Annotated in this window: 20 protein-coding genes; 14 read left to right on the top strand and 6 right to left on the bottom strand. The window is 50.6% G+C overall.

All coding sequences use genetic code 11. From position 1 onward, the window contains the following. Nucleotides 1-71 precede the first annotated feature (71 nt). Both QNJ26_09500 and QNJ26_09505 read left to right on the top strand, forming a co-directional pair. Nucleotides 72-2018 (top strand): 4Fe-4S binding protein, encoded by a 1947-nt coding sequence (locus tag QNJ26_09500; protein ID MDJ0985766.1) that lies wholly within the window; start codon nucleotides 72-74, stop codon nucleotides 2016-2018. Between the two features lie 33 nt (nucleotides 2019-2051). Next, nucleotides 2052-3260, top strand: a complete 1209-nt coding sequence (locus QNJ26_09505; GenBank protein MDJ0985767.1) for an aldo/keto reductase — start codon at nucleotides 2052-2054, stop codon at nucleotides 3258-3260. 280 nt (nucleotides 3261-3540) lie between these two features. Here QNJ26_09505 and QNJ26_09510 read toward each other — a convergent pair whose 3' ends face one another. After that, a complete protein-coding gene (locus QNJ26_09510) occupies nucleotides 3541-4521 on the bottom strand; it encodes a WYL domain-containing protein (protein ID MDJ0985768.1) in 981 nt (326 codons plus the stop codon). 328 nt (nucleotides 4522-4849) lie between these two features. Here QNJ26_09510 and QNJ26_09515 point away from each other — a divergent pair, with 328 nt between their 5' ends. Continuing rightward, a complete protein-coding gene (locus QNJ26_09515) occupies nucleotides 4850-5029 on the top strand; it encodes a hypothetical protein (protein MDJ0985769.1) in 180 nt (59 codons plus the stop codon). Nucleotides 5030-5220: 191 nt separating this feature from the next. Next, nucleotides 5221-5601 (top strand): hypothetical protein, encoded by a 381-nt coding sequence (locus tag QNJ26_09520; GenBank protein MDJ0985770.1) that lies wholly within the window; start codon nucleotides 5221-5223, stop codon nucleotides 5599-5601. 45 nt (nucleotides 5602-5646) lie between these two features. Here the strand turns inward: QNJ26_09520 and QNJ26_09525 are convergent, their stop codons facing one another. Further along, nucleotides 5647-6129: a cytochrome c3 family protein gene (locus tag QNJ26_09525; protein MDJ0985771.1), complete on the bottom strand. Its 483-nt coding sequence runs from the start codon at nucleotides 6127-6129 to the stop codon at nucleotides 5647-5649. Between the two features lie 573 nt (nucleotides 6130-6702). On the opposite strand from QNJ26_09525, the gene QNJ26_09530 reads away from it, so the two are divergent. Then, nucleotides 6703-9231, top strand: a complete 2529-nt coding sequence (locus QNJ26_09530; protein ID MDJ0985772.1) for a PAS domain S-box protein — start codon at nucleotides 6703-6705, stop codon at nucleotides 9229-9231. A 164-nt stretch (nucleotides 9232-9395) separates the two neighbouring features. Here the strand turns inward: QNJ26_09530 and QNJ26_09535 are convergent, their stop codons facing one another. Then, nucleotides 9396-11348: a HAMP domain-containing sensor histidine kinase gene (locus tag QNJ26_09535; GenBank protein MDJ0985773.1), complete on the bottom strand. Its 1953-nt coding sequence runs from the start codon at nucleotides 11346-11348 to the stop codon at nucleotides 9396-9398. Next, on the bottom strand, nucleotides 11345-12043 hold the full coding sequence (locus QNJ26_09540; protein MDJ0985774.1) for a response regulator transcription factor: 699 nt from the start codon (nucleotides 12041-12043) through the stop codon (nucleotides 11345-11347). Before QNJ26_09540 ends, QNJ26_09535 begins: the two co-directional genes overlap by 4 nt. A gap of 323 nt (nucleotides 12044-12366) precedes the next feature. Here QNJ26_09540 and QNJ26_09545 point away from each other — a divergent pair, with 323 nt between their 5' ends. From QNJ26_09545 to cutA, 5 genes are all read left to right on the top strand, one after another. Beyond that, entirely contained in the window at nucleotides 12367-13797 is a 1431-nt protein-coding gene (locus QNJ26_09545; protein ID MDJ0985775.1) for a VWA domain-containing protein, read from the top strand. A 58-nt stretch (nucleotides 13798-13855) separates the two neighbouring features. Next, nucleotides 13856-14416 carry a PspA/IM30 family protein gene (locus QNJ26_09550; protein MDJ0985776.1) on the top strand — a complete coding sequence of 187 codons (561 nt, stop codon included), beginning with the start codon at nucleotides 13856-13858 and terminating at the stop codon, nucleotides 14414-14416. Further along, complete coding sequence (locus QNJ26_09555; protein MDJ0985777.1) at nucleotides 14413-14961, top strand: hypothetical protein; 549 nt, start codon at nucleotides 14413-14415, stop codon at nucleotides 14959-14961. Before QNJ26_09550 ends, QNJ26_09555 begins: the two co-directional genes overlap by 4 nt. A 680-nt stretch (nucleotides 14962-15641) precedes the next feature. Continuing rightward, nucleotides 15642-16343, top strand: a complete 702-nt coding sequence (locus tag QNJ26_09560) for a hypothetical protein (GenBank protein ID MDJ0985778.1) — start codon at nucleotides 15642-15644, stop codon at nucleotides 16341-16343. Between the two features lie 132 nt (nucleotides 16344-16475). Continuing rightward, complete coding sequence (gene cutA / locus QNJ26_09565) at nucleotides 16476-16793, top strand: divalent-cation tolerance protein CutA (protein ID MDJ0985779.1); 318 nt, start codon at nucleotides 16476-16478, stop codon at nucleotides 16791-16793. 3 nt (nucleotides 16794-16796) lie between these two features. Here cutA and QNJ26_09570 read toward each other — a convergent pair whose 3' ends face one another. Beyond that, complete coding sequence (locus tag QNJ26_09570) at nucleotides 16797-17924, bottom strand: DUF4185 domain-containing protein (GenBank protein MDJ0985780.1); 1128 nt, start codon at nucleotides 17922-17924, stop codon at nucleotides 16797-16799. 60 nt (nucleotides 17925-17984) lie between these two features. After that, complete coding sequence (locus QNJ26_09575; protein ID MDJ0985781.1) at nucleotides 17985-19397, bottom strand: acetyl-CoA hydrolase/transferase C-terminal domain-containing protein; 1413 nt, start codon at nucleotides 19395-19397, stop codon at nucleotides 17985-17987. 424 nt (nucleotides 19398-19821) lie between these two features. Here QNJ26_09575 and QNJ26_09580 point away from each other — a divergent pair, with 424 nt between their 5' ends. The 4 genes from QNJ26_09580 (at nucleotide 19822) to QNJ26_09595 (ending at nucleotide 24599) form a co-directional block, all read left to right on the top strand. Continuing rightward, a complete protein-coding gene (locus QNJ26_09580) occupies nucleotides 19822-20391 on the top strand; it encodes a type II secretion system protein (protein MDJ0985782.1) in 570 nt (189 codons plus the stop codon). After that, nucleotides 20388-20855, top strand: a complete 468-nt coding sequence (locus QNJ26_09585; protein MDJ0985783.1) for a prepilin-type N-terminal cleavage/methylation domain-containing protein — start codon at nucleotides 20388-20390, stop codon at nucleotides 20853-20855. The genes QNJ26_09580 and QNJ26_09585 overlap by 4 nt, the downstream gene beginning before the upstream one ends. Beyond that, nucleotides 20833-21366: a type II secretion system protein gene (locus tag QNJ26_09590; GenBank protein ID MDJ0985784.1), complete on the top strand. Its 534-nt coding sequence runs from the start codon at nucleotides 20833-20835 to the stop codon at nucleotides 21364-21366. Before QNJ26_09585 ends, QNJ26_09590 begins: the two co-directional genes overlap by 23 nt. Before the next feature lie 74 nt (nucleotides 21367-21440). After that, entirely contained in the window at nucleotides 21441-24599 is a 3159-nt protein-coding gene (locus QNJ26_09595; protein ID MDJ0985785.1) for a PQQ-binding-like beta-propeller repeat protein, read from the top strand. Nucleotides 24600-24634: the final 35 nt, after the last annotated feature.

The raw sequence follows: 24634 nt of genomic DNA on the forward strand, positions 1-24634 counted from the left end.
ACCCCTGAACCTTTGAACCTGTTGAAGATTTGAACGGATTTCAAACTACCAATACGTAAAAATAGCCAAATATGAATATCCTGACAACCAGACGAATTAGCCAGGTATTTTTCCTCATACTGTTTCTTTGGTTTTGCCTGGCAACGACCCTGGGGCAGCGCTGGTTTCAGCTGCGCGGGTGGCCGGTGAACTGGATCATACAACTTGACCCGCTGGTGGGTTTGGGCACTCTTCTGACCACCCGCACGCTATTTGCCGGTCTCCTGTGGGGTCTGGCCACGGTTGTTTTGACGATCCTGCTCGGCCGGTTTTTCTGCGGTTGGTTGTGCCCGTTTGGAACGATTCATCAATTTGTGGGTTATCTGGCCCGGCGCAAGCGCAAAATTAAAGTCAAAATGGCCCTCAATCGCTATCAGCCGGCGCAATCCATTAAATACTGGATACTGGTTTTCCTGCTTGTCATGGCGGTCGCCGCACTGGCTGCCGACCTGACCCGCTTGCCGCGCACCACTCCGGCGGGATTTGTGATCTTGTTGATCCTGGGCCTGATCGCTGTCATTGTAATGGCCGTACGACAGGCACGGTTAAATACCGCCAGGGCCACTTTGGCGGTTGGTATCATTGGCAGCGCCTGGCTGTTGACCAGCTTTTTGTTTTATGGCGACTGGCGCCCGGCGGCATCACTTCAAATCGGGTTATTGGACCCCATTCCGTTGCTATACCGCTCGATTAATTTAACACTGTTGCCGCTGTTGGATCACACTGCGCTCGCAACCGCAGGCAGCCCGCGACTGTATGCGGGCACCTGGCTGATTGCCTCATTATTTGTGGCCGCGGTGCTGCTTAACCTGATTCGGCCGCGTTTTTATTGCCGATTTGTGTGCCCCCTGGGGGCGCTGTTCGGCGTGCTGGGCCGCTTTGCCATCTGGCGCATCGGCAAATCCAGAGACGAATGTATTGATTGCCATTTGTGTGAAAAAAACTGTGAGGGGGCCTGCCAGCCGACCGGTCAGATCCGGCTGGCGGAATGTGTGCTGTGCCTGAATTGCATTGCCGACTGCCATCATGGCCTGATGGGTTACCATACCGCACCGTCTGCCGGCGGCGAAATGGTATCACCGGATCTAACGCGCCGTGAACTTTTGACGGCCGCCGTCTCCGGTGCCGCTGCCATACCGCTGTTGCGAATTGGCGGCCAACCTGGGCCCAACTGGAACCCCCATCTGGTGCGCCCACCGGGCAGCCTGCCTGAAGACCAGTTTCTTTCCCGCTGTATCAAATGCGGGCAATGTATGCGTATCTGCCCGACGAATGTCATCCATCCAGCCGGGCTGACAGCCGGACTCGAAGGTCTGTGGACGCCGGTGCTCAATTTTAGAATCGGCACCAGCGGGTGTCAGCACAATTGCATTGCCTGCGGCAATCTGTGTCCGACCGCAGCGATCCGGCCGATCAGCCTAACGGAGCGCCGGGGTCTGGGTCCATATGCTAAGCAGGGACCCATAAAGATCGGCACCGCCTTTATCGATCGCGGCCGCTGCCTGCCCTGGGCCATGGATCGTCCCTGTATTGTCTGCCAGGAGAATTGTCCGGTCAGCCCCAAGGCGATCTTTACCCGGGAAGTGTTCAATGATGTACGCATCCTGCAGCCGCTGGTCGTCAAATCGGCCGATAACACTCGAATCGAATTTCAAACCGATGTGCTTATCGCACAGCAGTTTGCTACCGGTGATTATTATTGTGCTGTGCCGGGACGTTCGGACCTGCAGAGACATCAAATTATTGCCAATACAAGCCACAGCTTAACCATTGACGCCAAACATCCGTTTGATCAGCCGCCGGCGGCCCAAAAGAGGGTATCGATTCTAATTCGGCTGCAACAGCCTTATGTCGATCCCGCTTTATGCATTGGCTGCGGTGTCTGTGAGCATGAATGCCCGGTGCAGGGTAAAAGGGCTATCCGAGTGACCGCTGAAAACGAGTCGCGATCCCGCAAACATGCGTTAATTCTTTCTTAGAAGACAAAACATAAAACAAAGGAGTATATGATCATGAAAAAAAAGAAATCCAATTATACGCGCAGAGATTTTTTAAAGACCGCCGGCATAGCCGGCATGGGCTCGGTTGTAGCCCCGGTGGCGGGGCGGCTAAACGCTGCAGAAACCAATGGCACCATTGCCACCCGCCCTTTTGGCAAGACCGGTCAGGAAGTCTCGATTCTGTCTCTGGGGGGAATGTTTGATATCGAATCCAATCATCTGATGCTCAAACAGGCCATCAATTGGGGCGTAACATACTGGGATACCGCCCATAGTTACGGCGGCGGCAGAAGCGAAATAGGCATCGGCAAGTATTTCGCCAAATACCCACAGGATCGTCAGAAAATCTTTCTGGTGACCAAATCCGGTGCCTGGAGCATCAAAGGCATGACCCGTGAGCTGGATGAATCCCTTGAGCGCATGCAGACCGATTATGTGGATCTTTTCTTTGTTCACGCTATCAGCAGCATCAGCGAAATGGACGCGGATACCAGAGCCTGGGCTGAAAAAGCCAAGGCCGCCGGCAAGATCCGGCTGTTTGGATTCAGCACCCACAGCAATATGGAAGGCTGTCTGCAGGGTGCCCCCAAATTGGGCTGGATAGACGGCATCATGATGACCTACAATTATCGGCTGATGCATTCAACTGACATGCGGCGCGCAGTCGATGCCTGTGTCGAGGCGGGTATTGGCCTGACGGCCATGAAAACCCAGGGCGGCGGACAGATTCGAACAAACTCGGAAACCGAGCTTAAACTGGCCGGGCGCTTTTTGCAAAAAGGGTTCAGCGACGCCCAGGCCAAACTCAAGGCCGTGTGGCAAAATCCTCAAATCGCCAGTATTTGCTCGCAAATGCCGAATATGAGCATCCTGATGGCCAATGTGGCCGCGGCCCTGGATAAGACCCAGCTGTCTGTCCGGGATAACGAATTGATGCAGCGATATGCCCGGGAGACCCGCTCGGCCTACTGTGCCGGTTGCACGGATATTTGCGAATCGTGCGTGGATGGAGAAGCCCCCATCGGGGATGTGATGCGCTACCTGATGTACGCCAACAGCTACGATGACGATGCCCGGGCGATAGCGGAATTTAAAAAATTGGCGCCCGGCGTTGCAGCACGCCTGGACCGTCTGGATTATTCAAAGGCAGAGCGCAGGTGTCCCCAGGGGTTGTCGATTGCCAAACTGATGCGTGAAGCCAAAAAGAGGTGGATTGCATAAAACGGGGTGAGGCCCACTTTAGTTCAAAAGCCGCTATATTGGCAAATCGATATTAGGATATTGAATTTCAAAAACTATTACCTGAATCTTGCACGAGTCGGAGGCTTCCATAGACAAGGCACTTAAGGGCAAAGCCATAGTGGGACTATGCTTTGGCCTTAATAACGCAGCATATGGGAGCCTCCGACTCGCCCGAAGGGTGAAAATAGATGAGAAATAAAAAGGTTATTATCCGATTTACCTTTTAAGTGAATGATTCTCATCTATTTTCATGTAAAATTCAGGGATGATAACATTGCAGCATGCTTTGCGCTTCGGAAATCATTTCATCCCGCAAGCTTACGGGTCGCAGAACTTCAGCCTTGCCCCCCCAGCTCATCAGCCAGTATTTGATTTCATCGGTTCCGGCCACGCGGGCTTCAAAAATAATGGACCCGTCTTTTTGCGGTGTAATTTTTTGAGTTTGGTGCCAGGTTTTTTCTTTAATATATCCGGCAATGTCAGCCGCAAACCGGATTTTCACATCCTCAGGTTTGCCATGAAAAACCCCAAAACTGGTCTGCATAAAATCCTCGACCTTAAAATCTGTGGGCATCTCAAACGCTTCATCGGTCACCTGCAGCGATTTAATCCGATCCAGGGCAAAAATACGGATATTTTCACGTAGGCCGCAATTACCAACCAGGTAAAAAGCACCGTCAAAAAACCAAATTTTATATGGCGCTACTTTGCGACGGGTCTTTTTTTTACGGCTCATGGTGTAATAGTCAATCTCAATGATCTGGCGATCAACGGTTGCTTGGCTGATTTGCTCGACCGCATCTCGCAGGTGATCATAGCGTTTATAGGGCTTTGAGCCGATCTCAAGACTTTGCTCGATCTTTTCCAGATATTTAATGGTTTCGGACGGCAGCGTGGCTTTGATCTTTTGAAAAAATGACTCCAAAGATGCATAAAAAACCGTATCCTTTAAAACCCGCATCAACCCCCGGCTAAAATACAGCGCCATCACTTCTGTGAGGTCCAGGGGAATCGGGATATGCTGCCGGGCACTTTCCAGAATCGACCAGCGGTTTTTGCCGTCCACCCGATCGGTAAATAACGGAAAGCCGGCCAGCTGTAAGGCTTCCAGATCCCGGTATACGGTGCGCCAATGGTAGTCGAGTTCCTCGGCCAGATCGGCAGCCGTCTTTCCTCTGCGTGATGCGATCAAACTTTGCAAAATCCGCCACTGCCGGGCCAGTTGATCTCCGCGAGCCATTCATACCCTCCAATTGATTAAATGGTTGACAAAACTATCGTCTTTCTCAAAAAAGGCAAGTCACGTCATCAGGTTAGCCGGTTGCCGGTTTAGCCCGTTGAGACCGTTAAAAATGAATGCAATCAAATTTTATCTGTTACCGGCAAACGGGCCAACGGGCTCAACCTGTACCAGTTAAACCTGCTTTCAGCTAAATGGTCAAGCGTCTGAAAAAATTATATAGCCTGCGTTTTGTCCGTATCTGACAAACCACCATGCTAACGTGGTCTTAAAATGAAAGCGTTTTTAGCTGCAAACCGCGGACAAAACCCTAAAGGAGGATCAAAAAATGACCAAGCACAATTTCAGTCCGGACTATGATGATTGCTACGAATACCATGGCAATACGACGATCGAACTGACGCGCAGACAGGGCGATATCACCGTATGGCGGGACTGGATCACCTTCGATACGGTCCAGGAAGCTGCTGAATACTTTAATGAGCACTGTAGCACCGTATACGATTAGGTTTCAGGTGTCAGGTGTCAGTATCTGGCTGCTGGCTGAAAGCAGTTGATTCTCTGCATCAAGCCAGCCTGCGACGAGCTCAGCCGAGTCGAAGCAAGAAGCGAGAAGCCAGAAGCTTAAGAAAGGGACATCTTAAACCATAGTCACTATAGTTTATATGACATTAACACTGTCTAAAAACGGGGGTAACAATGAACGATACGACCTATAGGGTGGGTATGGGTTGCTTTGCCAAAAGCCAGACCCTGCAGCAGCGGTTTAAAAGAGCGCTCAAGGATCTGACCTGGCTCAAATATGAAGATTTATGCCCTGCGGTGGAACGGATGTTTACCGGTGAGAGTGGTAAGCGTTTTTTTAGAGCGGTGATTCGGTCCGGAACAGAAAAGCCCGATCAAATCGATCGGGCTTCAAAATTGGTTTCGGCTGCTACCAAAATCAATGGCTTTTATCTGGGCATGGACGAGGTATCCTTGCACTTAATTGTGTTTTATCAGGATGCGGATTGTCAACCAGCAAATGTGACCATTCGGCTTGAAAAATTCAGTCGGCTAAAACGAATTCGCCTGCACTGAGGTTTACAGATACAGATGGATATGATGAATGGTTTTATGCGCCCCTTATTCTTCTTTCGGATGGCACCCGATACAGCTGGTAGGCCCGGGGTTGGGCAATGGACCGTCAAGCTTTTGGCCGGACATCTCAATTTTTCTGTTTTTAAGCTTCATGACCTTGTGGCATCCGATGCATGATTCATGATAGGCTTTTTTGAAGTATCGGATTTCATCAGCTCTCAACGGCGTCCCTTGTTTGGTTTTGGTTGCCGCTTCCTTGACATCGTGACAACCCGAGGTCATGCACCCCTGAATCTGAGAGGTATTGTCCCATTTATGATGACAGGTCTGGCATTCAAAACCAAAATGCTGAGCATGCGGAAAGCCCACCGACGCCCTCTTCTGCTCCACGCCATCGGGGGCGCTGAGCTCGATGGTTCCCATCGGAACGCACATATCTTCAGCATCTTCCTCACCGGATACGATCATCACCGATCCCAAAATTAGCGCCATCACCAAACTCAATAGTAAAAAACCCACCTTCTGCATTTTGAACTCCCCTTTTAGATTAACATACAGGCTTTGACTCAAACTGTCGCAAGGCAGAAACAACATACCCCTATCGTCAGATCAATGATTTAGAATTAAGGGGAAATTAATGCGCTATAAATCAAAAAATTTCAACCCTTAATTTTAATTTTTAGCTAAAGATGGCCAAATTTATCATTTTCGCGCGAAAACCAGTACGTGACATCCAGATGGTACGATTTTGTCAATTCAGACACACTGGGGTAAAGGGGCTTGATTTAAACGGTGTATTTGGCTGACGGCGCTCGCCCACCTGCATCATCGGCATGCGGCACCATAATACTTGCAGTGAAACATCTTCTGATTTTCGAATAGGGCATCTTAAAAATAGCAGGAAAAATTTGACAATTGACAATGAATTGCGTTATAAACTAATTAGAATTATTACAAATTTTTAACCCAACCATTTAGGAGCATTGGGGTGAAACCGTAAAAAGCGCATACATTGGCACTGTGGGGATGTATGCGTTTTCTTTGGGGCGCCACAGCAGCATAGCGAGCAAGTTTATCTGAGATGTTGATGCAGGAGATTGAATGTCAAAACCCACCCGCGATGAATTGATCGAACGCAACCGCACCCTGGAAAAAGAACTTAAATCCAGGAACACCGATGCGGCTGCCCCCAAAATGAGTACAGCCTTTCAAATCATTACCGAGCAATCCCCCAACATGATTTTCATCAACAAAGGGGGGCGGGTGGTATATGTCAACCGCCGCTGCACCCAGATAATGGGGTACAGCAAAGAAGAATTAGGCGCCCCGGATTTTGATTTTTTAACCTTGATTGCTCCGGAATCCGTTGATTTGGTCAAATCCAATTTTGCCAAACACATGCAAGGGCAGGAGGTGTCCCCCTATGAGTATTTTCTGGTCACCAAAGCGGGCAAAAAGATTGCGGCCATTATCACGACCAAATTGATCCGCTATCAGGGTGAGGTGGCCATTTTGGGCATTATCACCGACATCAGCGAGCGCAAACGCGCCGAAGATGAGCTGCAATATCGGCTCGAATTCCAAAACCTGATCACCAAGATTTCCAGCCAGTTTATCAACCTGCATCCGGCCCAAATTGATGACGAAATTGACCACACCCTGCAGCAAATCGGTCAATTTGCCGATGCGGATCGCAGCTACGTGTTTCAATTCTCAGCGGATCAAAAAATGGTTTCCTGCACCCACGAATGGTGCGCCGATCAAATTGAAGCGACCATTGATCGCATCCAGAACGCACCTGTAGAGCATTTTGCCTGGGCGATGAAACGCTTTTTAGACGGCGATATGGTATCCATCCCGCGGGTTTCAGAGTTGCCTGCTGAAGCCAACTCCGTCAAAGAGGAGCTTGAGCAGCAGGGTATACGATCATTGTTGTGCGTGCCGATGGTCATCAGCGGCAAGGTGCTTGGATTTATCGGTCTGGACTCGGTTCGTGAGGGAAAAATGTGGGCCGAAGACACCAGTTCGCTGCTCAATATTGTCGGCCAGGTATTTGCCAACGCCCTGGAAAATAAAAAAACCCGCCAGGCCCTGCAGGAAAGCGAAGAACGCCTGCGGACGGTCTATGAGACCTTTCCGGATCCGGTCACCATTATTCAGGCCGATGACGGACGCTGCATTGACGTCAACAGTGCCTTTTCGCGGGTGACAGGCTGGTCCGCCACCGAGGTCATCGGAAAAACCGCTGCCGAGCTTGATATTTGGGAAGACCCCGGCGAGCGACAAAAACTGGTGGAAGGGATTTCTGAATACGGCAAAGTTGAGAACCTGGAAGCCCGATTTCGCCTGAAAGATTGCAGCATCATAACGGCCCTGATGTCTGCGATTTTGATCCAGCTTCATGGCCGTCCCCACATTTTGACCATCACCCGGGATATCAGCGAACTGAAATCCGCCCAGGAAGAAAGCGAGCAGCTCAAAACCCAGCTGATCCAGGCACAAAAAATGGAGGCCATCGGCACCCTGGCCGGCGGTATAGCGCATGATTTCAACAACATTTTGGGGGCTATCATTGGCTATGCGGAAATGGCCCTTTACGATACCCGTCAGGATTCTATGGAGCATTACAACATTGATCAGGTGCTCAAGGCAGGCCATCGGGCCAAGGATCTGGTCAAACAAATTTTGGCTTTCAGCCGCAAAAGCGAACAAAACAAGCAAGTCATTTCTTTAGCGCCCATTATCAAGGAAGCCTTGAATCTATTGCGGGCTTCATTGCCAACTACCATTGAAATCAAGCAGCACATCGAATCCAACCTGGATGCCATTTATGCCGATCCCACCCAAATCCATCAGGTCATGATGAATTTGTGCACCAATGCCGCCCATGCGATGGCCGATACAGCTGGAATTTTGAACGTCAGTCTGAAAAATGTCGATTTGAAAACCGAGGCTGCCGCTCTGCATCCGGATCTCACAGCCGGGCCGTATGTGAAGCTCAGCATCAGCGATACCGGCCACGGCATGGACAATGGCACCATGGATCGTATATTTGATCCGTATTTTACCACCAAAACGCAGGATAAGGGTACCGGGATGGGTTTGGCCGTCGTGCATGGCATCGTCAAGGGACACGGTGGGACTATTCAGGTGGAAAGTGCCCCTGGCAAAGGCAGCTGTTTTGACATTTTTTTCCCTATTATGGAAAGGCAGACGGTCTCAGAAACCGAAGAGATAAAATCATTGCCGACCGGCAGCGAATGCATTCTGCTGGTTGATGATGAAGACAGCCTGATTGACCTGGGCAGAAACATGCTTAAAAAGCTGGGCTATCAGGTCAAGACCTGGACCCGGCCGATTAAAGCCCTTGAGGCCTTTCAGGCGGATCCGCATCAATTTGATCTAGTCATTTCAGACATGACCATGCCCAACATGACCGGTGATATCCTCACAGAGGAATTGCGGCAAATCCGTCCCGACATCCCCATTATCATCTGCACCGGCTACAGTGAACGAATAAATGAGCAGCGCGCCGAAGAATTGAACATCCAGGGATTGATCATGAAACCCTTTACCATCCGCAGACTGGCCAAAGCGGTGCACGAGGCATTGGGTCAAAAGGTTGATTAATAATCAACCTTTTTCGTTATTGGTTATTTGTTATTCGCTATTTTTCAATATATTCATTAATTTTCTTCACCAATAACCAATAACAAATAACCATTAACGATTTCCTGGTATTAATATTTCAAATATTTGTATAGTCTCCGCACCCAAACTACCCGCCCTTACAATTATTCAGCCATAGGTAAGGAAATCATTATGGTACAGCCCGCCTCCGGATTGTTTGCGGCAGTGACCTGCCCCCCCATCAGATGGATAAACTTTTTCACCAGGGCCAGACCAATACCGGTGCCGCGGGTCGTCTGTGTAAGTGAATTGTCCACCCGGTAAAAATCATCAAATATTTTCTTGAGCGCCCGCCGCGGAATGCCGGGTCCGCAATCGGATACTGCAATTTTCACCCAGCGGCCATCCTCGTATGTTCGGATCAAAATTTCTTTGCGTATTGCTGCCCGGCCAAATTTCAGGCTGTTTTCAATCAAATTGATCAACACCTGGATCATGGCCTCCCGATCGTAGTTAAACGGCCGAATGCCCTCATTTTCAGATGTCAGGGTATAGCCTTCCTGCTGCAGCTTGGCCTGCATCACCGTTTGCACCTCGGCCACCACCTCCTCAAATGTACCCGGCTTGAGGTCAAGGACACGTTGCTTTTTCTCAAGTTTGGCCAAATCCAGCACGTTGTTGATCAGACGGGTTAGACGCGAACCTTCGGAATCGATAATTTGAAAATATTCCTGTTCCCGCTCCGTATCTTTGGCAATTCCCTGTGCGAGCATCTCGATGTACATGCGGATATTGGTCAACGGGGTTTTTAATTCGTGGGTGACCGATGACACAAATTGGGCCCGGCGCTCGGAAAGGTCTACAAGGGTTTGCGCACTTTTATAGATCGCAAACAAACCCAGCAAAAATATGGCCGCCAAAACCCCCATCATCACCATCAGGGTCTGGCGCCCGGCAGAACGTGGAATTTCAGCGCTGCTCAATGTCGCGTTTAAAAAAGCAAAGGGTGGCGGAAAGGCGCGTTGTATGACCAGTTTAGGATCTTGCGCAGCTACGCCGGCTTCAGCCATATTAATCACCTGGCCCTGATCCAGCACCTGAAGTCGCAGATTGGCAAAACCGGCCATTGGCTGCTGGTGAAAGTAATCTTGGACAAGGTGCTCTAAAAACGAACGAATTTTGAGGACAAAGCCCTGCCGGTAGATTTTCTGGTTGATCATGATGCGGCGAAAAATAAAAATTTGATCGCCACCAATCAAAACCGATTGCAGAGGCGCCACTTCCACCTGAAAACTTTCCGCTTCCCGGGACACGGCTGCTGCCTGGCCGGTGGCATCGGCCTCGCTGGCCGCCATTTCCGATGACAATTCTTCGGCGGGCTTGCCGGCGAAACCGCGGTCGGCAAACGGTGCTCGCGCGGACGGGCGACGACTGTATCGTTTTTTGGGCACAACCGTGGTTGAGGTCTCGGGGCTGCGGCCCCCTTCGCCGGCTTGCTGCCTGGCCACATTTTGGGCTTGCGCCGCTGTTACCGACTCCAATCGCTTTTCTTTTTGACCTAAAGCGGCCTTGGATTTCTTTGCGCGGCTTAAATCCAGATACTTTTCCGCAAATACGTCTCCTTTCTTTTGCTCGCTGGTTACAGTCACTTTCGTCGGTGCAGGGGCTATTTTATCGGTCACCGTTGTCCGGATACGGTTAAATTCACGATTGGCCGTTTCCAGCTGAGCGACAGCATCTTTGCGATCGGCAGCCACAGTCTGCCCTTCCTGTGCCAGCGGCGTTTGAAACGAGCCATCCGGATTGTTCTGAAAATATCCCATAATATAATTTTCAGCCGGCAGGCGCGAAAGCGGCGAGCGATTCGTATCTGTGCCGTCCCGCAAACGACTGGAAGGGCTCATAAAATAATTATATTCGTCTATGACCCGCCCCTCCTCGCGCCGCACAAGGGTCTCGAGGGCTTGCTCGATCTCGTCAAACAGGGTATTGGCAAAAAACCTCAGGGTAGCGGCCTCCTCCTGCGCCAGACCGCGATAGGTCTGCCATACGAAATACCCCAGCGGCACCGAGACGCACACACAAAAGATAGCGATGAGTATTTTTAAGCGTTTCATTTTTCAGGCTCCAAGCGGTAACCTTCACCCCGGATGGTGTTGATCAAAGGCGCATCGCCCATCAGCTGCGACATCTTTTTACGCAGCTTCAACATATGGATGTCAACTGTTCGGGTTTCAATATCGGCATCGGCATAATGCCACACCTCGGTCAGCAACTCCTTTTTCGAGACGATGCGGTCCCGATGACGATGCAAGTAGGCCATGATATCCATTTCTTTGCGCGTCAGTTCGATGCTTTGGTTTTCCGCTTGAGCAATCAGATTCTTGCCATTAAAAAAGATATTGTGAAATTTAAATTCAACATCACCTGGATCTTTACCGGTCCGCCTCAAAACCGCTTCGATCCGCACCATAACTTCTCTGAGGGAGAAAGGTTTGCTGATATAGTCATCAGCACCGGCATTGAATCCGGTGACAATATCATCTTCGGCGCCTTTGGCGGTAATCATGATGACGCCCTGGGCGGGCTTTTTTTTGCGGATTTCTTTGCAGATGGAAAACCCATCCAGGGTCGGCAACATCACATCCAGCAAAAGCAGATCAAAGGCCTCGTGCAAACCGGCCTTCAGGCCTTGTCCGCCGTCCTCGACACCTTTAACCTCGTAGCCATTGTAGACCAGGACATCCAGAAGCCCGCGCAACAGCGCAGGATCATCTTCAACGACAAGAATGCGTGCTTTCGGTCTTTCCATCTAGTATTCCCCCCGCTTCTAACTGAGCTTCTATTGGCCACAAAGGCACAAAGGTCACAAAGAATACAAACTATTATTCCTAAAAGTAGTAATACTTGGTGTCTTCGTGGCGACATCGAGGTGAATGTTCGTCTGCAAAAGAACAATCTCTTTGTAATGACAGTATATCAGATCCTGCCAATTTCAAAGTAAAAGTTATGTAAAAAAATGGCCATTCCTTTTTACATTTCTTTGAATTGTGTTTCGGTCGCCTTGGATTACAATGGTAGACATAAAGCAATTAAATTTTATGATGAAGTCCTAAAAACTGAAAGGAGTATCCCATGAATCCAACGCGTCTAAAATCTTTGATTTTAATTGTGGTCCTGATCGCTGCAACCGGAGGCGCTCTGGCCTATTCAACCGGAATTGCAAAAACATGGCTATCGGACCAGTTCAGGCCGGTACCACGCGGGTCTCAATCTGTTTCCGCTCTGGTGAGCCTTGGCGGCCATCTGGTGCAGCATAAGGTCCTGCAGGGATCTTCCGGCCGCGTCAACTTGTCCTTAACCCTGGTTGCTGCCGACGGCCTCTATGCGGAGACCGCCGTTGAGCGCAATGTCGATATGGTCATCGTCCTGGACCGCAGCGGTTCTATGAAAGGCCGCAAGCTCATTGATGCCCGACAGGCGGTGTCGCAGCTTTTAGCGATGCTGACTGCCAAAGACCGGTTTGCGTTGGTTACTTACTCGGACAGGGTTCAGCGGGTTTCAGCGTTGACACCCGTCAGCGCCGCTAAAAAACAGCAGCTGGCAAGCGCCATCGCCGGTGTGACCGCCGGTGGCGGCACCAATCTGGGCGCCGGTCTACAGGCCGGAATCGATGTTCTGCTGGCCGGCCAAGAAATAGGGAATGCCCGCAAGCTGGTGCTCATATCCGATGGCTTGGCCAATAAAGGCATCACCGATACTGCCCGCCTGGGCGCTATGGCCAACATCGCCGTTGAAAAAGAGTTTGCCGTCAGCACCGTGGGGGTGGGCCATGATTTCAATGAACACCTGATGACCGCCATTGCCGACCGTGGTGCCGGCAACTACTATTATCTGGAAAATCCGATGGCGTTTTCAGAAGTATTTCAAAAGGAGTTTTTCTACGCGCAGGCAACCCTGGCGTCAAATGTGTCCATCTGGATTCCCAAAGCTGACGGCCTGACGGTGGTTGATGCAGCCGGTTACCCGATTACCCGGAAAAAAGATTATGCCGTCTTTTATCCGGGAAATTTGCGCATCGGGCAAACCCGCAAACTGTTTCTGACCCTGCAGGTGCCCACCGCTACGACAACAAGTTTTGAAATCGGCAGCATTAAAGCCCGCTATCGTTTTAACGGGCAGTCAATGGAAACGGTACTGGACCAGTCTTTTAAAATTGCCTGTGTGGAGAATAAAAAAGATGTGCAGGCGTCGATTGATAAAGCTGCCTGGACGGAAAAGGTTATTCAGGAAGACTACAACCGTCTCAAACAGGAAGTGGCCGCAGATGTAAAAGCCGGTAAAAAAGAAAACGCCCTGAAGAAAATTCAGCGCTATTACCGGGAGCAGGAGTCGATCAATGCAACTGTGGGCTCGGCTGAAGTCCGTCAAAACCTGGATCGGGACCTCACAAATCTGCGCCAACGCGTGGAAGATACCTTTACCGGGGAGCCGGCAACGGTTATGCGAAAGCAAAAAGCCAGTTCAAAAGCCCTGCAGTATGAAGGCTACAGGGGCAGGCGTTAACACTGCTGTTGGTCATTTTCCAATTCATCAATAGAGTTAATATCTGGAGGAAATAACAATGGGACTTTTAACACGCATGATCAGACTATGTAAGGCAGATCTGCATGGCGTCATGGATCAGATTGAAAGCCAGGAACTGCTGCTCAAACAACACCTCAGAGATATGCAAACATCGCTGATGCAAAAAGAGGCCCAACTTAAACACATATGCCGGGCCCGCGATCAGGCCCGCCAGGATTATGAAAAGGCCGAGCGAAAGCGCATTGGTCTGGAGACCGATCTGGAAATCGCTCTAAAAAATGATAAAGATGATATCGGCCGTATGCTGATTAAAAAACTCAAACCCTTAACCGCCATTCAATCCGATCGCCACCAGTATATCGACCGTCTCTCACAAGACATCAAACAGCTGCGGGAGCATATCGGTCAGCAGCGATTGCAGCATGAAACCCTGCAGCAAAAAGCCACAGAATATTTTCACCGCGCCGAACAACAGCGTTGGGAGGAATCGGCGCCGATAACACCATCCGGTTTTGGGGGGCACGATGTCAGCGCAGAAGAAATTGAACTTGAGCTTTTGCAAAGAAAAGAGGCCATCAAAGGAGGGGCAACATCATGAAAAGCAAAGCCAAACCCATACGGTCGACTATCGTTTGGGGTTTACTCAGCGGGCTTTTTTATTTACTTTTGAGTATATCCGTAAACGCTATCATAACCTGGCCGCTGGGTGATCATCTGTTGATCGGTGCCTTGCTGGCCGGATACGGCATCTTGCTGTCCCGCTGGGCATGCAGACCGCTTTCAGCGGTTGCCTGGCCGATCATACTGCTGCTCACTGCTGCACTTTTAATCCAATCCACCGTGGCATTTATATGGGTGGGCCTGGGAATCTTAAGCTGGATACGCAGCGGCGCCTGCTTTAACCGGACGCCAGCCTTAAAGCGCTGGGCTGTCGAAATCGGATTGGGGCTGGGTACAGGTCTGACGCTTTCGGCTGTTCTGCCTGCCGCAATGGTTTCTGAGGCGCTGGGCATATGGCTGCTTTTTCTAATTCAGGCGCTATATTTTGTAGTATTTGAACACCGCAAAGATTCAACCGACCGGGTTGAAGTGGACCCCTTTGAGTGCGCTCGCATGGCAGCCGAGCAGATACTGAATAGCTGACAGAGCAAATCATTTCAGGACGAGGCTATCTGCCTCAGGCGGACCGATGGAAGCCTGCGGCCCGCCCTGTTGAATGCCGCTTCGCGGCCCCCGCAGGGGATTCAACAGGGCCCGCCCGTCTTGTTGGGGCGTAGCTGAAAGCGAAGCCCAAAGGGTGAAAATGAATGAGATAAAATGATTTTTATCCTTTAATTTTGAGATTCTTAGAATTGATAAAATCAATATTGGTAAACATCGCCATAGGTAAATAGAGCTTAAATCTCTCATTCATTTTCATGCAAAACGCAGAAGCCAATCTTGTTTTGCACGAGTTGGAGGTTTTCATCTGCAAGGCTTTAAGGGCGAAGCTATAGTCAACTATGCTTCGCCCTTTATAACGAAGCAGATGGAAACCTCCGGCTCGCCCATCGGGTAAAAATTAATGAAATAAAATGATATTTATCCTTTATCCTTCAAACGCGAGTTTAGACCATAATGTGATGATTAATAAACGCGTAGTCAATTATTGGAGCTACGGCTTTTCATTAATTTTTATGCAAAACAAGATTTAATTGTCTTCCCCCCTGGACTCTGCTAAAAAAGAAATTATTATTTAGGTGCCGTTCGGTAAAAGAGAAACGTGATGACAAAGAGAAGTTATCGCTAAATCATTAATTCTTTGGGCGAAATAATATAAAGCAATGACCCGTAAGAAAAAACAGCAAAAATTATCCACTGAGTCTGAGCTTGATCAGAAATTGGAAATTGTTCTCAAATGCGATGTGGCCGGCACAGCAGAAGCAATTAACGCCAGTCTGGCTGAAATTGATGTGCCCGGTGTTCAGATTAAAGTTATCCAATCCGGTGTCGGGAACGTGTCAAAATCGGATGTGCTAATGGCGCGAACCGGAAGCAAGCTGGTGGTTGGATTCAGCGTGGATACGATGCCGAAACTGGAGCAGGAAATCAAAGAATTTGGCGTTGAGGTGCGCCTGTATGACACGATTTATAAATTGACAGAAGACATTCGTAAAATTGCACAAAGCTTTAAAAGCGCCGAACCCAAAGAGAAGGTTACCGGTAAAGCCAAAGTCATTGCCACTTTTAACATTAGCTCAAAAGGAATGGTGATCGGATGCGAGGTGCTTGAGGGTGTCATTGAGACGGGCAAAGATTTCCGGGTGATTACGGCAATGGGGCCCGCCTATTTCGGGAAAATAGCCTCCCTGCAGATCGAAAGGCAAAATGTCAAGTCTGCCAAACCGGGCAACCAGATTGGTATCCAGCTGGACGGCTGGAACAAGGCCAAGGTCGATGATCTGGTGGAATGTTTTGAAACCTTGCCGGTCAAAAGCGGAAGCCGTTGGAAGGCTGGTAGTGGCATTGTTCGCTCTATTTCATAACCCATCATAAAAATGCATCTAATCCGCCGGAGGCGGACCCTTGGACGTAATCTACTATTTTTAAGATGGGTTATAGTTTCAAATTAAACGAAAATTTACCTTACAAAATTCATTGAAAAAGGTAATATTCCAATGGTAGTGAACTTTATCTATATGACCGCCGGCAGCAAAGCCGAAGCTGAAAAAATCGGCAACGCGCTGGTGGAATCGCACCTGGCTGCGTGTGTCAATGTCCTGGATGGCATGCAGTCCATATATCGCTGGGAGGGCAAGATTCAGCAGGACTCAGAAGTGGTCCTAATTGCCAAAACCACAGAGGCATTAGTTTCACAACTCATCGAAAAAGTTAAATCCCTCCACAGCTACGATTGCCCCTGTATCGTCAGCCTCCCCATCTCGGACGGTTATCCGCCCTTTCTCGACTGGATCCAATCAGAAGTCAAAAAATAACTTTTAAGGTGACATAGCGGAAAGCTTTAGAAACCTCGGCCGATACAAGCGCGTATCATTGACGATGCGATCAAATTCAACCGAATTGGCAACATAGGTGACAATCAGCTGGTCGGGGCGTCCGGACAGCGCGCTGTGGGCCTTGGCGGCGTAACAAAAAATGGATTCATCCCACTCGGCTTCCGGACACTCAAATATCGGAATCGGTTCGCCCCAGGGGCCCTGGGGGTTGGGTGACAGACGCAGCATAATGCGCTTCGACAATCCATCTTGTGAGTAAACAGCAGCAAACTGATTCAAAGCCGGCAGATAGGTGACGGAATATTCATGGGGCATGTTCGGGCTCAAACGACTGGCGCGTTGTTGATCCGCCACCCAGTGGTCTTCGGCAAAAAAGCGCCACTGCGAAAAATCCGCCAGCGAAGAGGTGGGTACCCGTGCTAAAATCATATGTTTCTGCGATTTATCTTCACGGATTTTTTCAGCCGTTCCGTAGATATAGTAAAAATGATCGACCAGCAGTATGGCCGACCCCCACAGCATTCCGCCGGCAGGCGAAAAGGCCGACCACGGGACTTTTGATTGGGTGATCTGCCAGCGTAACGGCGATTCGTCCGGGTTGACAACGTGTCCCAACCAGTTTCCCACCACCTTAAAATCAAAGATCATCTGGCCGGTTGTGCGCTCTATTTGGGCCAGAAAAACGTAAAGCCCCTGCGGAGTCATCACGCCATCAAAAATCCAAAACCATCCCCGCCCATCATCGGGTTGGATCAGGGCCGCCGGTTGGTTGTCGGCAGTGTGCCCATAATAAAAGCGCATGCTGGCGGTGGCCGCATCTTTGCCCTGCTGAATGGCCACTGAGTTATTAACCAGTGTCGCGTTTGGATGTTGCTGGTTTTTGATTCGTTCAATCCGCGTGTCGCCAAAAAACCAGGCAATGGTGCTGGTATTCAATGCCGCCGAATAAACGCCGTCACCACCGGTCCAGCCTTCGGAGTTTGAAAATAGCGCATCATATTGCGGCATTGGTTCAACGGCAAACCGCGGCGTCGTGCTGCAGGCCAAAACCGACAGCACCACCAATATAAATAGGGGCCAGATGGATATCTTTTTATTTAAAATCGCCATGGTCCGCCTGCTGGGGAAAACGTGTTGAGGGGCTGGTGCGCCAGTTTATTACAGCATCAACTACCCTTCAGATAGTGTCGTTTGACCGTCGTACAGGGTGACGCCCTTGGGGGTTTTATCCAGGTCAAGTCCAATGGGTTTGGTGAAGAACTGATCTTCATAAACATAGCGCGTCAAATCCTCGCTGAAGCGCGGATGGGCAATCCGGGCAATGGCCATGGCTTTTTCGCCGGTGGTCAAGCCGCGCAAATCGGCAATTCCGTATTCGGTCACGATCACAAGGCCGTCATAGGCGCTGGCGGTCAAGCTGATTCCGCCCGGATGCATCTTGGTGATCTTTGATTTACCCCTGTGGGTTCGGCTTTTGATGGCAATGATGGGCGCCCCGTAAGCATGATCGTTTAAGGCCCGGATAAAATCCGGCTGCCCGCCCACCCCGCTGTAGTAGCGCCGGGGATCAATGAAATCGGCCCACACATTTCCCTGCAGATCAACTCCGATAGCGGTGTTCACCGATATAAAGGGGCTGTTTTTCCGAACCGTTTCCGCCGAATTGGTATAGGCCGAGGGCCGCATTTGAACCCCGGCCCGCATGTGCACAAAATCGTAGAGCTCTCGCGATCCCATAATTATGCTGGTGGTGCTGTAGCCCATATTGGCCTTTTTCTTGCGATTGGTGACGATGCCCTCTTTTTCCAGCAGCATGAGCCCGTCACCATATAATTCGGTTTGAACCCCGAGATCTTTGTATTGCGCATCCCGGATGGTGCCGATCACCGCATCCGGGATTTTGCCGATGCCCACCTGCAGGGTAATCCCGTCCTGGATAAAATATTCGGTGATCAACTCTCCAATGCGTCTTTCTTCGGGCGTTAGGTTTTCAAAATCCGGTGCCGCAAAATCATAAACCGGCTTAACCCCTTCCTCGATGATGTAATCAATTGAGCTGGCGTCCACCACGCTCTGTCCCTGGGTAAAGGGCATTGAGGGGTCCAGCTCGGCGATTACAATTGTGGCATGGTCAATGGCCGTGTGAAGGGCTTCCACTGTTAAACCCAGACTGAATTCTCCGGTGAACTCATTCTGGCATACTTTCATCAGGACCACATCGGGTTCATAGGCGTGCCCTTCGCCGATCAAACTCTCCAGGTTTGCCAGCGTGCAGGGCAGGTAATAAGCGCGCCCCTCATTAGCCGCCTGTCGCACCTCACCCCCTGAAAAAATGGAATAGGTCATGACGCGATCCTGCAATCCCTTTTCGACATACGGAACCGGGCCCTGCAACAGCAGATGAACCATCTTGATAAACGGCAGACGCGGCTTTTGAGATTTGATCGAGCGCGTCAGGGCTTCAATCGAGGCTGTGGGCGTGGCGGCATTCGATCCCAGGTAGCATACAATGTCGTTTTGGTCCTTGTAGGAATCGGCAATAAGGGTGGCAATTTGTTCTGCTTTAATTTTTGTGGGCTGCATTTGGATTCCTTTTGTCAGTTGGCAAGCAATTGGAAGGTGTGTAAAAAGTATAGGCCGAAACCATTGTCTTTTCAAGTGCGGGCGACATGACGCGCCGTCAATCTGTCCGCCGGGCTAAAAAACTTACCAATTCCGAAACTGCATACCTGAACTTTAGGCATTTTAGATCACTTCAGTCACTTTAGCTCACTTGCTTTTACACCCCCCTCTATCGCAAAAGCCCCTGAATGCGTTAAACATTTACAGAGAATATATATGGAACTCTCTATATATCTATATATGTAGCGTCCCGCAACTGCCTAAAACAACGGCTTTTTCTTGACGTGTCACCCTAAAATATAATACCATTAAATCAGATTTTTCTGTGCCGGCGACGGCCGGCACAACCCTATGTACCGAACCCCAAAATTGCCAAAAATTAAGGATGCTTACAAAAGCTTGTCCCCCACAGCGCTATCAAAACGGTTTCACGCTGGTTGAAATCACCGCTGTTTTGGTGATGATTGCCATCATTGCCGCTTATGTTATCGGTCGCTCGGCAACCACCGATCAGGTCGATGTGGTCGGCCAGACCGACCGGATCCGCAATCAGATTCGCTATGCCCAGGCCTCTGCAATGAGACAGAGCAATCGGGTCTGGGGCGTTAAATTCGATACCAGCACAAATCAGTACTGGTTGTTCTCCATAACGCCTGATACTGAGGGCGGCGAGATAGAGCCGGATATAGAAGCCGGAGAAGAAGATCTGGCCGCAAATCGCAGAGAATTTCCCGGTGAAAACACTGACATCATCAGTTTTGCCGACCTTGATCTGGATGATATTACACCGTCATTTACCCTGTTTTTTAATCGAATTGGAAAACCGTACACCGCCTATTTTAAGGAAAATGATCCCGGCAATGTCGCACTCGCCAATAATCTGGTTATTACCGTTTCGGCCAAAGGAGAGAGCCGAACGATCACCGTTATTCCGGAAACCGGTTTACTGCAATGACGTTTTTCAAGACCATACATAGCGGCTCAAAAGGCTTTACCCTGGTGGAAGTCATTGTCACCATCATTGCGGCCGGCATTTTGGGCGCCATTTTTGTTAATTTTATGGGCACCGCCTTAAGCTCCGGCTGGAATGCCATCGAGACCACCCGGGACGAGGCCAACGCCGAGGCGCTGCTGGAACAAATTGTGGCTGAGTATGTCGCCGCCATCAACAGCAACCCGGATACCGCCCTGGTCAACATCGCCGCCACTTACGGGGGCCAGACCATCAATGGCGTCAGCATCACAACCGAATATATTTACTTTAACAGCAGCGGCGACGAAACGTCCGGCGGCTCAGACTACCTAAAAATCGTGCTGCAGCCGACAGGTCTGAGTGCACCGGCCATTGCCGGACGCCACAGGCTTACGGCCATTTTAGCCAAAAACAGGGAGACCGATGACCACTTTGTCACTTTTTAAATTCCGCTTTGCATGTGGATCACAAAAAGGCTTTACCCTGGTAGAGCTGATCGTCACCATTGTTTTGGTGGGGATTATCGGTGTGTTTACCACCCTGTTTGTCTATACCGGTTTGAATGGTTACTTGACCGCCAGAGATACGACCGAAGGGGCCCTAAGGGCCCAAATCGCCCTCGACCGTCTTAGCGAAGAACTGCGGGACATCGATATCATCGATACCGGCACCTATGCGGCCAACAGCCGCATGGATTATACCAGCCGCACCTTAACCGGCAATCGACAGATTCTTTTCAGCAACGGTATCATATCCGTGAACGGCGGCAATGGACCGCAACCGTTGTTGGATGATGTAAATACCTTTACCATGGCCATCACAAAATCAGACCTGAATGGTGACGGCAATGATGATGTTGAGGCCATTGATATCAGCTTTGATTTCATAGCGGAACGTAGTGTCACGCGGCAGTTCAGTGCCCGCATTTTTCCGCGAAATCTGGTGCCGGCGCCATAAAACGAGCGCTGCAGCATTGCTTCGATTTGTTTGAATCTCCAACAAAACCGGGGATAAAAAATAAACGGCAGCATATGGCCATAAAAAAAGATATGAAACGGCTTATACACCCGAATTCCAAATGCACTTTTTCGTTGTTGCCGAAACAGCAGCACCTCGGCCCGGCGGGCAATGTGCTCGTCTATGTGGTGGTCCTGATGCTAATCTTCGGCGTTCTGGGTGTTGCCATGGTTTCCCTGTTTTCAACCTCTATGGCCAGCACTGCTAACCGCAATGATAGCCGCCGGGCCCGCTATCTGTCTGAATCCGGTGTACGTTACGCCATCCTCGAGATGCGTGCAGCGGATTTCGACGAAGACAATATCATCGATCCCCTCAATACGCTCACCTACACGGTCACTGATGCGGGCACCTTCAAACCCAATATTTTCACCCCCTGGTTTGATTCAGACGCTGATGTCGATGCGCCGGATGTGGTCTATGCAACTCCGCGCCTCGGAGAGATACCGGTTGACTTTACCACCGATCCTGCCAGCCCGCTAAACGATGTTTGGCTGATCAATTACGATTATATTACCGGTACCGGACCGGACATCCTTACCATGCGCGATGAAGCCTATAGCTTGGCCATAAGCGGCACCAGCCAGGAGATCGATATTGCCGGATCCAGTTTTCTGGCCCTAACAGGCGAGCAGCTCGTGCTTGGGGTTGAGCCCACCGAGGATCGGACCATCAATGAAGGCGGGAGCCTGTATGTTGCCCGGGATGCCAGGCATTTTTTTCCTAAATTTAATGGAGCAATTAATATCAACCGGGTGGATTACGCCTATGCGCGCCTGGTCGACGACGGCAGCAAGGTGATCCTTGAAAATGTGACCGCTTCCCAGTTTCCACCCCCAACACCGCCTCTGAGCGCATTTCCGCTAACAGTTGACGCGGATTCTGGCGGTACCTACGACGGCGATTTTGTCATCCTCTCACCACGCAACTACATGGTCATGGCCGAAGGCGAATCAGATGGGGTCGCTGTGGGCGATTCCTATGCCCTGGGCATGAACGTGTACAACGACTCTTTGATCCCACCCGAATCCCGTAAACCGGACATAACCTCTGAAGATTTTGTCTCCAATTTGCGCCAGCAGGAAACCGACAGCCGTTTTTTTGACCCCAATCTGACTGATTTCGAGCTAGATATCGGCGGTGGGGGTACAGATGAGTTCGGATCGGCCTTTTACGACGCCACCCGGGATTTTGGTGGTGAGCGCGATTACTGTGAGCAGGGCGCCTGCCTGTTTGCGATAGGGATACGGACCTATTTTCTGCTGGATTTTAGCTCACAGGGCGACGGCATTACCTTTACCCTGCTCAATGCCGCCGACAATACCGCCAGCTCGGCGGGCGGGGATGTCGACCTCAGCGAATTAATCGGCTATGCCGGAGACAGCCGCACCAACTCTGCCGGAACCGCTTTTTTGGCCACCGATGCCGCAGACCGCGGTCTGGATCCGCCTAAAATTGCCGTTGAATTCGACACCCGCACCAATAACGACACCCTGGCTTACTGCAACGGGGGCAGCGTCAACCAGAACACCCGCGATGACCCCCTGGATAGCAACCAGGATGCCGTCCAGTATGTCTTCTGGGGCCGCGAGGCCAATGTTGCCCAGCCGTGCCGCGATGATCCTTCCTACGACGACAACCGTCATGGGCCGGGACTGTGGCAATTTGACGCGCCTTCCGGCAGGATCGACTCTTCAGCCGGGGTGGATCCCAGCACCGGCACGATTTATATTGGGTCCAACGATAACAATGTGTATGCCATCAATCCGGACGGCACCCAAAAATGGGTATTTACAGGTGCATCGGGTGATATCATCTCGTCTCCGGCAGTGGATCCCAACGACGGCACAGTTTATGTGGGCTCCAATGATAACAATGTCTATGCCATCAATCCTGCCACCGGTAACCAGAAGTGGGTGTTTGCAACCGGTGGAGATGTCCGATCTTCACCGGCTATTGCCTCCGATGGAACCATCTATGTGGCCTCAAATGACGGAGTTCTTTACGCGCTAAATTCAGCTCAGCGTCAGTCAGGGGCACCCTTCCCGGCAGCAGGCGAATGGCAAAGACCCAATCCCGTGAATCCGGGCGCCGAATATTCCCTCGGACGCCCGGCTATTGGCCCTGCACCGAACCGCACCATCTATGTCTCGGATCGCGTCAATACGTTATTTGCCGTCAGACCATCGGACGGAGCGGTCCTATGGACATTTAATACGGTTGATGCCAGTGAATATATGCCGGGCGTTGATTCAAGTTCAGGCGTAATTTATACGGACGTTTTCGGCAACTCACTGGTGGCCGTCAATACCGGCGGTTCGGAAAGATGGCGTCTGGGAGTTGGATCTGATATTGACTCAACGCCGGTTGTTGGCTCGGACGGTACCGTATATATCGGCACCGACGCCAGAGACGCGCTTCTGGCCATCAGGGAAATCAATCCAAGTCTAGGACAGATCATATGGGAGTTTCCCGCCGGAGGTGACGTCAATATCATACCGGCCCTCTCACTGGACGAAAGTGTTGTCTATGCGATTTCCAACGGAATTGACAACGCGGATGGTTTTGTGTATGCCGTCGATGCAGCCACCGGAACCGAGAACTGGAGTTTTGAGCTTGTCACTGAAACCGGTCAGCCGCCGGGGAATGTCACCTCCTCCCCGGTTGTGGATCCAACCACGGGCAACATTTATGTGGGCTCAGACGACACCAACGTCTATGCCTTAACGCCTTTTGACGAGGAGCCGCGCAATGAGCAGAGCCTCCTGCTGACCTCGGCCGATTTGGGGGGCACGGTTGACAGTGCCGTCAACTGGTTAAATGGCGCCAGCACCAAAGGCCCCTGGGCCGTGCGGCTGGAAGTTGATCGCACGACGCAGGTGGGCGGAGAAGGTGATTATGAGCTGCGCCTGTGGATGAAACAATGTGACAATCCGGCCTGCGATACGCTCAATGGCGCTGATGATCCCTTTTTCAGTGACACCCGCATTATTTATGAGGTGAGCCCGCCGGATTTGGAACAAATTTTTCAACTGGACGCCTTGAACAATGCCAAATTTGACCGCTTTCTGTTCGGATTTACCGCTGCTGCCGGCGCCCAGGCGCAAAACGTGAGCATCGCCAATTTTACCCAAAGTTTTAGCCGCCCTGGAGATTCGGTCATCACCCCCTGATGTCACACCTTCCGGTGCCTTAAGACCCCTATGGG

It is taken from the genome of Desulfobacterales bacterium, from assembly GCA_030066985.1.
GTDB lineage: Bacteria > Desulfobacterota > Desulfobacteria > Desulfobacterales > JAHEIW01 > JAHEIW01.